This window comes from Intrasporangium sp. (assembly GCF_030452765.1).
Taxonomy (GTDB): Bacteria; Actinomycetota; Actinomycetes; order Actinomycetales; family Dermatophilaceae; genus Intrasporangium_A.
Genome location: NZ_JAKDLO010000160.1, coordinates 1 through 10,045, shown reverse-complemented (window position 1 = coordinate 10,045; position 10,045 = coordinate 1). Strand labels below are relative to the sequence as shown.

9 protein-coding genes and 1 pseudogene are annotated in these 10,045 nt (G+C 72.3%); 2 read left to right on the top strand and 8 right to left on the bottom strand.

Features of this window, described 5'->3' with window-relative positions:
- Positions 1 to 360: 360 nt before the first annotated feature.
- The 3 genes and pseudogenes from L0H79_RS17220 to L0H79_RS17210 all read right to left on the bottom strand — a co-directional run bounded on the left by L0H79_RS17220 (position 361) and on the right by L0H79_RS17210 (position 2,187).
- On the bottom strand, positions 361 to 1,539 hold the full coding sequence (locus L0H79_RS17220) for an FAD-dependent oxidoreductase (protein ID WP_367652487.1): 1,179 nt from the start codon (positions 1,537 to 1,539) through the stop codon (positions 361 to 363).
- Positions 1,530 to 1,601, bottom strand: a pseudogene (locus tag L0H79_RS17215) (hypothetical protein); the annotation flags it as partial. The gene L0H79_RS17220 and the pseudogene L0H79_RS17215, both read right to left, overlap by 10 nt.
- Position 1,602: 1 nt before the next feature.
- Complete coding sequence (locus tag L0H79_RS17210; RefSeq protein ID WP_301485876.1) at positions 1,603 to 2,187, bottom strand: OsmC family protein; 585 nt, start codon at positions 2,185 to 2,187, stop codon at positions 1,603 to 1,605.
- A gap of 305 nt (positions 2,188 to 2,492) precedes the next feature.
- Between L0H79_RS17210 and L0H79_RS17205 the strand changes: the two genes are divergently transcribed.
- The gene (locus L0H79_RS17205; protein ID WP_301485875.1) at positions 2,493 to 4,073 is read left to right on the top strand and encodes an HD domain-containing phosphohydrolase; all 1,581 of its coding nucleotides are present in this window, start codon (positions 2,493 to 2,495) and stop codon (positions 4,071 to 4,073) included.
- An 18-nt stretch (positions 4,074 to 4,091) separates the two neighbouring features.
- The gene (locus L0H79_RS17200; protein WP_301485874.1) at positions 4,092 to 7,169 is read left to right on the top strand and encodes an AAA family ATPase; all 3,078 of its coding nucleotides are present in this window, start codon (positions 4,092 to 4,094) and stop codon (positions 7,167 to 7,169) included.
- A 39-nt stretch (positions 7,170 to 7,208) separates the two neighbouring features.
- Here L0H79_RS17200 and L0H79_RS17195 read toward each other — a convergent pair whose 3' ends face one another.
- The 5 genes from L0H79_RS17195 to L0H79_RS17175 all read right to left on the bottom strand — a co-directional run bounded on the left by L0H79_RS17195 (position 7,209) and on the right by L0H79_RS17175 (position 9,956).
- Positions 7,209 to 7,544 (bottom strand): type II toxin-antitoxin system PemK/MazF family toxin, encoded by a 336-nt coding sequence (locus L0H79_RS17195; RefSeq protein WP_301485873.1) that lies wholly within the window; start codon positions 7,542 to 7,544, stop codon positions 7,209 to 7,211.
- The gene (locus L0H79_RS17190; protein ID WP_301485872.1) at positions 7,541 to 7,777 is read right to left on the bottom strand and encodes a hypothetical protein; all 237 of its coding nucleotides are present in this window, start codon (positions 7,775 to 7,777) and stop codon (positions 7,541 to 7,543) included. Before L0H79_RS17190 ends, L0H79_RS17195 begins: the two co-directional genes overlap by 4 nt.
- A 102-nt stretch (positions 7,778 to 7,879) precedes the next feature.
- Complete coding sequence (locus L0H79_RS17185; RefSeq protein ID WP_301485871.1) at positions 7,880 to 9,040, bottom strand: steroid 3-ketoacyl-CoA thiolase; 1,161 nt, start codon at positions 9,038 to 9,040, stop codon at positions 7,880 to 7,882.
- A 281-nt stretch (positions 9,041 to 9,321) separates the two neighbouring features.
- The gene (locus L0H79_RS17180) at positions 9,322 to 9,714 is read right to left on the bottom strand and encodes a PIN domain-containing protein (RefSeq protein WP_301485870.1); all 393 of its coding nucleotides are present in this window, start codon (positions 9,712 to 9,714) and stop codon (positions 9,322 to 9,324) included.
- Positions 9,711 to 9,956: a type II toxin-antitoxin system Phd/YefM family antitoxin gene (locus L0H79_RS17175; RefSeq protein WP_301485869.1), complete on the bottom strand. Its 246-nt coding sequence runs from the start codon at positions 9,954 to 9,956 to the stop codon at positions 9,711 to 9,713. Before L0H79_RS17175 ends, L0H79_RS17180 begins: the two co-directional genes overlap by 4 nt.
- Positions 9,957 to 10,045 lie beyond the last annotated feature (89 nt).

Sequence of the window (10,045 nt, the reverse complement as noted above, 5' to 3'; positions counted from 1 at the left end):
AGTCCTTGGCGGCAAGCCCCATCACGCTCGCCGAGGTGCTGGTCGGGCCGGGCCGACAGGCCCCGGGATCGCTGGTCACCTTTGACGCGCGGCTCGTCTCAGCTGCTCGGGAACGCGGGATCGACCTACGAGACGAGTAGGCAAGGGCCGCAACGCGCACCTGCGCTGGCCGGCGCGGCCCGGGCGCGAGACATCACGGTCGAGCCTGATGCGGGCCCATCGTCCCGCTGATCCCGACAGCCGAGCTGCCGTATGCCGCTGAGCTGACTCAGCGGCATACGGCGTGACTGCGCGGGGTGCGCTTCCCGGCCTGACGGGCGGCGGTCGACGTCGCTGTGCATCAACAGGGTCGACCCGGTTTCATCCGGCGGCTTGCAGGGCGCGGGTGTCGGTGAGGTGCTCGGCCAGGTACTCGGCGTCGGAGCCGACTCCGCCGATGAAGTTGGAGTCGCGCCGGTACATCCAGCGCAGGCCCAGGAAGTACAGCCCGGCCGCGTCGGTGACGCCGCGGGTCTGGATCGGCTCCCCGTCGGCATGGAAGACCGGCGCGTGGAGCCACGAGTAGTCGCGTCCGAACCCGGTGGCCCAGACCACGGTGCCGATCCGGTCGTGGCGCAGGTGCAGCCGTCGCGGTGCGTCGTGGGCCCACGGCTCGACCCGGGCGGGCGGCACCGGTTCGGCCGGGATGGGTAGCCCGGTGCGGGTGATGTAGCCGTCGATGGCCGCCTTCAGGCGGGCCACGTTCTGGTCGGCCTCGTGCAGCCGGACGGCCAGGTCGCCGCCGAACTGCAGCTCGGCCTGCTCGATCGACTCGAGCCGGCCGACCGGGACCACGCCGTGGCGCACCAGCCGGCGCAGATCGAGGCCCTCCGGCTCGCCGGCCAGCACGACACTCGGCGCGGTCTGGGCCGCGCGCGGGTCGGCCAGCGTGTCGACGGTGCGGTCCAGCATCCCGGAGCGCCGCATCCAGGCGTAGACGTCCGCGCCCCGGTAGGAGCGCGGGACCGGCCGGTGCCGACCGACCGCGATGAACACCTCCCGCCCGGCCAGCGCGAGCTCGTCGGCGATCTGCTGCCCGGACGGGCCCGCCCCGACCACGAGCACCCCGCCGGGTGGCAGCGCGGACGGGTTGCGGTAGCCCGACGTGTGCAGCTGGTGGACGTCCCGGGGCAGCCGAGCCGCCAGGGCCAGGGTCAGCGGCTCGCCGTGGTGGCCGGTCGCGATGACCACGTTCCCGGCGGTGTACCGCCCGGCGCTCGTGTGCACCGACCAGCCGTCCCGGGCCGGGCGCACCGCGGTGACCGACACCCCGGTACGCACCGGCGCCCCGAACGAGGTGGCGTACCGGTCGAACCAGGTGAGCACCTGACGGCGGTCCATGAACCCGTCCGGGTCATCGCCCGCGTAGCCCCAGCCGGGCAGCGTGTTGATCCAGTTCGGGGTGAGCAGCCGGAAGGAGTCCCACCGCTCGCTGTGCCAGGCTGGGCGACCCGGCCCCGCTCGAGCAGCAGGTGGTCGTGGCCGGCCCGGGTCAGGCATGCGCTCAGCGCGAGCCCGGCCTGCCCGGCGCCGACGATCAAGGTCTGGACCCGGGTGCTCATCTCAACCGACCTGCGCCGTGATGGTGACCGGCACGCCGTGGGTCATCACGTCGTAGACCGCCGAGCGGGCCCGTGAGCGCTCGAGCAGCCCGCGCAGCTCCTCCTCCGAGGCGTCGCCCGTGATTCGGAAGTTGACCCGGACCTGCTCGAACCCGTTGCGCACCGACTCGTCCAGGCCGAGGATGCCCAGCAGGTCGATGTCGCCCTCGACGCTCGACTCGACCTCGTGCAAGGTGATCCCGCGTGCCGCGGCGATGTTGACCAGCCCTGCCGTGAGGCATGCCGCGAGGGCGTGCAGCAGGAACTCGACCGGGGTCGGGCCCTGGTCGGTGCCGACCAGCACGGCGGGGTGGTCCGCGTCGAAGACCATCTCGCCGCGGGCGTGCTGCTGCTCGGACCCGGCCCCGTAGAACCCGGAGATCCGGCCTTGGCTGTGTGTGCCGGACACCCAGCGGTTGCTCGCGCGGAACTGGAACCCGGCCAGCTCCGGCTGTGCCTTGACCGCGTCGAGCGTCGCGAACAGGGTGGCCGTGTCGACGCCGTTGCGGCTGATGGGAGTGGCGGTGGTGGTGGTGGTTGTGGACATGAGAACTCCTTTGGTGGTGTTGGGCGCTCGGGGTTCCGAGCGACCCGGTGAACGTAGGACATCGGCCTTCCCCCGTCCTTCCCGTCAGGCGGAAGCCTTCCGACCCCACCCGCATGGCGGAAACGCCAGGGAAACGTGAGGGAAGTGGCGGGGAGGCCGACGGCCTCTGGTGTCACGAGTCGATGGTGCGGGCGGTGGGACCATCCGCACATGGGGCATCCGCCTCACGTTTACGTGCTTTCCGCCGGGGCGTGGCCCCTGCGAGAATCGGAAGGACCTAGGCGCCGTCGGCGATCGGAGGGGCCATGGACCTCGAGGCCGGGACGCGTCCGGTGGGCCCTCGGCGCGCCGAGCTGCTCGCCGCCCTGTCCATGGCGATCGACCTCGGGCTCGGGCAGCCGATGGAGCACATGCTGCGCGCCGCCCTGATATCGACGAGGCTGGCCGACCGGCTGGATCTCGGCCCCGACCAACGCGCGACGGTCTACTACGTCAGCCTGGTGTCCTGGATCGGCTGCCACGCTGACTCGCACGAGTACGCCAGGTACTTCGGTGACGACATCGACACCAGGGCGGCGAGCTACCAGGTCGAGTGGGCGGGCCTGCCGTTCCTGCAGCTGCTGGTGCACCGGGTCGGACGTGGCCGGCCGGCACCCCAGCGAGCGTGGCTGGTGGGCGACGTGCTGACCCGGGGGCGCGGCGACTTCGTCGCGATGATCCGCTCGCACTGCACCTCGGCCGGGTTGCTGGCCACCGAGGTGGGGCTGCCAGCGGACGTGACCCGGGCGCTGTCGAACACGTTCGAGCGCTGGGATGGCAAGGGCATGCCCGACGGTCTCCGGGGTGCAGACATCGCGATCGAGATGCGGGTGGCGCAGCTGGCCGACGTGGCCGAAGTGTGGCTGCGCACGCACGGGGTGGATGCCTGCCTGGACATGGTGCGCTCCCGGCGTGGGAGGCAGTTCGACCCCGAGGTCGCCGACGCGTTCCTCGCCGAACGTGCCACCTGGATGGAGCTGCTCGCCCTCGACGACGTCTGGCGGGCCACGCTGGAGCAGGACCCCGACGGCGACCGGGTGCTGGCCGGTGACGACCTCGAGCGGATCGTCACCGCGGTCGGTGACTTCGCGGACCTCAAGTGCCCGTTCACGCTCGGGCACTCACGAGGCGTCGCGGCGCTGGCCGGCCAAGCGGCATACCAGAGCGGCTTGGGCGAGGATGCGGCCGCTCAGGTGCGACGAGCCGGGCACCTGCACGACCTGGGCCGGCTGGGCGTGTCCAACGCCGTCTGGGAGAAGCCGGGCCCGCTCTCGAGCGCCGAGTGGGAACGGGTGCGTCTGCACCCCTACTTCACCGAGCGGATCCTGCGGCGGGTGCGTGGGCTCGAGCCCGAGGCAGCGATTGCCGCGGCGCATCATGAGCGTCAGGACCGGTCGGGCTACCCGCAAGGGCTGTCCGGCTCAGCCCTCGGCCCCGCCCAGCGGCTGCTCGCCGCCGCCGACAGCTTCCACACCTGGCTCGAGCCGCGCCCCCATCGGCCACCGCACACCGAGGCCGAGGCCGTGCAGCGGCTGCAGGACGAGGCCAGGTCGGGGCGGCTCGACCCGGAGGCGGTCGAGGCGGTGCTCGCGGTGACCGGACGACGAGCGCGCCGCCGGGACCTGTGGCCGGACGGGCTGACCACCCGCGAGGTCGAGGTGCTGCGGCTGCTCGCCCTCGCCCGGTCCAACCGGCAGATCGCCGAGGAGCTGGTGGTGTCCGAGAAGACGGTCCGCAACCACGTCGAGCACATCTACGCCAAGATCGGCGTGACCAATCGCGTCGGGGCGGGCCTGTATGCCGTCCACGCCGGGCTCACGCGGGAGTTCCCCCACCCGACGGGGTGACTTCGGGAAGGAGGCACGGTGCAGGTCGAGGTCCGGCTGCTCGGCGGGTTCGCCGTCGTGGTGGACGGTGCGACCACGCCCACCGGTGGGTGGAGCCGCCGTGCGGGCGCCGAGCTGGTCAAGCTGCTGGCGCTGTCGCCGGGCGGCCGGGTCCACCGAGACCTCGTGATCGACACGCTGTGGCCGGGCCTCACGCTCGAGGCGGCGTTGCCGCGACTGCACAAGGCGGCTCATCATGCGCGCAGCGCCCTCGGTCAGCGGTCGGCGATCATCGTGCGGCACGAGATGGTCGTGCTCTGCCCCGACGGCGAGGTCGTCGTCGACGCTGTCGCGTTCGAGGCGGCCGCCCGAGCGGCCCTGGCGGAGCATCCGGTCTCGGCGGACCGGTGCGCCGCGGTGCTGGCCCGGGCCGGCGAGCTGCTTCCCGAGGATCGGTCCGTGCCGTGGCTGGAGCAACCCCGCGACCGGTTGCGGCTGCTCACGGTGCAGCTGGCTCGGGCCGCCCGGCGCTGGGAGGAGGTGCTGCGCCTCGATCCGGTCGACGAGGAGGCGCACACCGAGCTGATCCGGGAGACCCTCGCCCGGGGCAACCGCTCGGAGGCGCTGCGCCGCTTCGACCGGATGCAGCGGTTGCTGGCCGGCGAGCTCGGCGTGGCGCCGTCGGGCCCGGCCCTGGCCCTGCACGCCGAGGCGATGGCGTCATCGGCCACGGCCACACCACGCCCTGAGGTTCCAGCGGCGCCATGGTCCGGCGATGCGCGGGCGGGTGGCCTGCTCGTCGAGCGTGAGGTCGCGCTGGACGAGCTGACGTCCATCTGCCGGTCGGCCATCCGCGAGCGCCGCGGCGTCGTCGTCGTGGTGCCCGGGGAGGCGGGTGCCGGCAAGACGACGCTGGTGCGCGCCCTGACGGAGCGCCTGCACGACGAGGTCGCGGTCCTGTCCGGCGGGTGCGACGACCTCCTGGCGCCACGCAGTCTCGGCCCGTTCCGGGACATGGCCGAGCACCATCCGGGCCTGGCGGCCGCGCTCTCCCGCGGGCACCTTGAGGACGTCCTGCCCGCCGTGCTGGCAACGGTCACCGCCGCGCCGACGCTGATGGTGATCGAGGATGTGCACTGGGCGGACGACGCGTCGCTGGACGTCATCCGCTATCTCGCGCGGCGGCTGGTCGACGTCGCTGCCGCACTCGTGGTGACCATCCGCGACACCGACCTCCCCGCCGACCATCCGGTTCGGCAGGTGCTCGGCGGCCTGACGGGTCTGCCGGTGCGTCGGATCAGCGTCGACCCGCTCAGCGTCGAGGCGGTGCGCCGGCTCGGGGCCGCCTCGAGCGAGCAGGCTGCCGAGATCGTCCGGGTCACGGCGGGGAACCCCTTCTTCGTCACCGAGGTGCTCGCGACGCACGACGCCGGCGTGCCCCCGACCGTGCGGGACGCCGTCCTGGCCCGGGTCGGTCGACTCTCACCCGAGGTCAGGGCGCTGCTGCGCCGGCTCGCGGTCGTGCCCAGCAGGGCGTCAAGGACGCTGGCGATGCGCCTGGCCGACGATGACCGGGCTGTCGTCGTCGAGGCCGAGCGGTCGGGTGTGGTCGCGTCGGGCACCGACTGGGTGGCGTTCCGGCACGAGCTGGCCCGCCAGGCCATCGAGGTGTCGCTGCTGCCCAGCGAGCGGATCGACGCAGACACCTTGGTGGCTCAGGCCCTGCTCTCGGAGCCTGCGGTCGAGCCCGCCCGGGTTGTCCACCATGCCGCGCGGGCCGGGCTGACCGACCTCATCCAGGAGTACGGGCCTCGGGCGGCCGCGGAGGCGAGCGCCCTCGGCTCGCACCGGCAGGCAGCCGAGATCCTGCGCGTCGCGCTCGAGCACACCCGCGACGCTCGCGAGATCGCTGAGCTGTCGACCCGGCGCGCGTACTCGCTCTACGTGGTCAACCGGTTCGCGGAGGCGCTGGCGTGCGCGGAAGGCGCCGTCGCGGCCGCGGAGACCGCAGCCGACCACGTGCTGCTCGCCGACGCGCTGCTGGTGTCGTCTCGGGCCGCCCTGTTCGCCCGGGGTCCCGCGCGAGCGCGCCATGCCGCCGAACGGGCGCTGCGCCTGCTGGACGACGTCGCCGACGACACGAGGCGAACGGCCGCGCTCATCGAGCTCGCCAGGGCCCACAGCAACCTGCCCACGGTCGGCATCGTGTCCGAGCCCTGCACGCGGGCCGGCGAGCTGAGTGAGCAGGCCCGCGGGCTGGCGCAGCAGCTGCACCGGACCGACCTCGCAGCGTTCGCGCTGTGCTATCGCGGCGACGCCCGGCTCGCCACCGGCGATCCGCGTGGAGCCGAGGACCTCGAGCAGGGCATCGAGCTGGCGCGTTCGGACTCTCGCGCCGAGACGCTGGTCCGGGCGTACGCGAACGCGGCGGGAGGTGCCTACCGGGCCGGTCGTCACGGTCAGGCGCAGCAGTATGTCGCCGCCGGCCTGCAGGCCGCGGCGGACGGCGAGTTCGCGGCCGGGCAGTACCGGCTTCGCCTGACCGCAGCCACGCTCGATGCGAGTCAAGGCGACTGGGACACCGCGATCGTCGAGCTGAGGGGACTCATCGGCACCCCCGGCGAACCGGGCGCGATGGCGGTGCTGGCCCACGCGGTGCTGGCTCGGCTGCTGGCGCGGCGCGGCGACCCGGCGGCAGTCTCGACGCTGCAGATCGCGCTGGGCAGTCCCGAGTTCGCCGACGACCCCCTCGTGACCGGCGTCCTCGCGGTCGCGTCCACCGAGTGCGGCTGGTTGGACGGCAGCCTCGGCGACCTGACGCCGGCCACCCGCCGCGCCCTCGAGATGACCAACGGCGTGTACCCGGCGGTCCACGCCGAGCTGTGCGCCTACCTGCGGCGTGCGGGCGTGCCCGTGGCGACGCCGAGGCACGCGCCCGGGCCGTGGGGACCAACCCTGGCGGGGCGGTGGGAGCAGGCGGCGCCGGCCTGGGCCGGGCTCGGGGAACGGTACGAGCAGGCCGTGGTCCTTGCCACCGCGCCCGATGCCGCAGCGCGGGACACCGGGGTCGGAATGCTTCGTGCGCTCGGTGCGGTCGCGAGCCTGCCAGCGGTCTGAGTGTCACAAGCCGATTGATCTGTGGGGCCCGCCGTCTGGTCACAGGTCGAGGACGAAGCGCACTGCTTGGTCGATGGCACGCAGCTGATCGGGGACGATCATTCCTCGACGGGATGACAACCTTGCTGTCGAGATCACACGCAGCTGGTCGCAGCGCGCGTACGAGGTGTGGCCAAGCCCACTGCTTCCCGGCTCGACCTCGACGTGGCTGCGCAGTCCGTAGGCGGCCGAGGTGACCGGGACGACCATGACCAGCTGACCGGGGCTGTTGTTCAAGATGTCGACCGAGACGACCACGGCAGGCCGCCGGAAGGCCGGCTCGTGGCCGGCCGGCCGGCCCAGATCGACGTCGTAGACCTCCCCTCGCCAGATCACGCGAGGGCGTCCCACTCCTGTCGTTCGGCCAGGTACTGCTCCCAGCGCTCCGGGTCATCCCGCAGCCGCTGGTAGTCCTGACCCAACCCGCGAAGAAACTCTTGCCGCTCCAGGGCGTCGATCGCCGCGTGGAGCACATCGATGACCGCGGTCTGCCGAGCCTTGGCGAGGGAGTGCAGACGCTCGGAGTCTGGTCGGCGAACACGAACGGTGGTGGTGTCTACGGAAGGCATAGTCCATTGTAGATGGAATGTAGACGAGTGTCCTGCAGGTCCGACGTCGCGTTCACGGTCGAGCCGGGATATGGCGGTGGTGCATCGTCGAGCCGGGCGAGCTCAGCCGATCCGCTCGATGATCGTGGCCGGGGCGAGCGCGCCGCCGGCGCACAGCGTGACCAGCGCGGTCGTGCCGTCGGTCCGCTCGAGCGCGTCGATCGCCTGCAGGAGCAGGCGGATGCCGGTCGAGCCGACCGGGTGGCCGAGCGCGATCGCACCACCGTGGATGTTGACCTTGTGCAGGTCGAAGCCGGTGACCTGCTGCCACGAGAGGACCACGGACGCGAAGGCCTCGTTGATCTCGACGAGGTCGATGTCGGACATGTTCATCCCCGAGGCCTGCAGGATGCGTCGGGTCGCGTCGACGGGCCCGTCGAGGTGGTAGTGCGTGTCGGTGCCGACCATGACGGACGAGCGGATCCGGGCCCGCGGCGTGTACCCGAGGGCGCGGGCGCGCTCCTCGCTCATCAGGATCGCAGAGGAGGCACCGTCGGTGATCTGCGAGGAGTTGCCGGCTGTGTGGATGCCGCCCGGGGCTACGGGCTGCAGCCTGCCCAACGACTCGACGGTGCTCGGGCGCAGGCCTTGGTCGGTGCGGACCTCCTTCTCACCGACCGGGGCACCGGTGTCGTCGAAGACGGGCGCCATGATCGGCAGGACCTGCTCGTCGAAGACCCCGGCCCCCCACGCGGCGATGGCCCGGGTCTGCGACAGTGCCCCGAGCTCGTCGGCCTGCCGGCGGGTGATCCCGCGGCGGGCGGCGATGCGCTCGGCGGCGGTGAACTGGTCGGGTAGGTCGACCGCCCAGCTCGGCGGGTAAGGGCTGCCCTGCTCGCCGCCCGCGGCCCCGAGGAATACCCGGCTCATGCTCTCGACACCGGAGGCCATACCGACCTCGATGGCACCCGAGGCGATGAGCGCGTTCACGAGGTGCACCGACTGGAGCGAGGACCCGCAGGCGCAGTCGATCGTCGTGACCGCAGTCTGGGCAGGCAGGCCCGTGCCGAGCCACGCGTTGCGGATGACATTGTTCGACTGCTCACCGGCCTGGGTCACGCAGCCGCCGATGACCTGCTCGACGACCGCGGGGTCGAGGTCGAGACGCTCGAGCAGCCCCTGCTGCACCCGACCCAGCAGGGTCGCGGGGTGCAGACCCGCGAGGTCTCCGAAGCGCTTCCCGTACGGAGAGCGGACGGCATCGACGATGACGGCGTTTGTCATGGCTCATCTCCAAGCTTCTGGTGGTGAGACCAAAACTAGAATCAATTCTAGGCATTGTCAAGGGGCAACGAAGCGGACGGTCATCGGGAGCCACGTCTTGCAAGGGGCGGTCAGCAGAGACACACCCGCGCGGGCCACGCCGAGCGGCAGCCCGCGTGTCCGAGTGCGGCGGGTGAGCGGCATACCGCTGTCGCGCCGGACGACCACTGTCGTCGCCCGGCTCACCCAACAATGCTGCCGAAGCCGCGGGGCCCCGAATAGGGGTCGTTCGGGAGAACGCGTCAGCCCCCGGCCCGTGCCGGCGCACGCACGTCGACGAGATCCGCGATGATCCGGAAGTCGGCGGTGTTGTGACTGAGCAAGGGCACCCGCTCCACCGACGCCGTCGCGGCGATGGCCAGGTCGATCTGGCGGCGTCGGGGCTGGCCTCCTCGTCGGCTGACGGCCGCCGCCAGCCGCCCCCAGGCCCTGGCGACCTCGGGGGTGACCGGAAGGGGATCGAACGTCGCCTCCACGGTGGCAAGGCGATCGGTGCGGCGGGCTCGCTCGTCGACGTCGGCCGCGAGCAGTACGCCGAAGTGCAGCTCGGTGAGTGAGACGACACTGATGGCGGCCTCCACGTCGTCTGGAGCGTCCGCACCGATGAGCACGGACGTGTCGAGAATTGCCCTCACGACTCGAACGGGTCGACGAGCCCGGCATCCAGTCGATCGAGGTCATCCTCCAGGCCGCGTGGCACGGGCCCCTGCCACACACGGGCCAGCACGGACCCACCGACCCATCGGCGACGACCGGTGGGTCTGAGCTCGGCCACCGGTCGGCCGGCCACGGTCACCACGAGGTCCTCCCCCGCCTCGACCCGGCGGAGGACCTCCCCTATGTGGTTGCGGAGCTCCTTCTGCGTGATGACGTCCATGGCTGGATGGTAGCATTTCTGCTACCAGGCAGCCCGGCGCCTCGGTGCCCGGCGCCTCGGTGCCCGGCGCCTCGGTGCCCGGCGCCTCG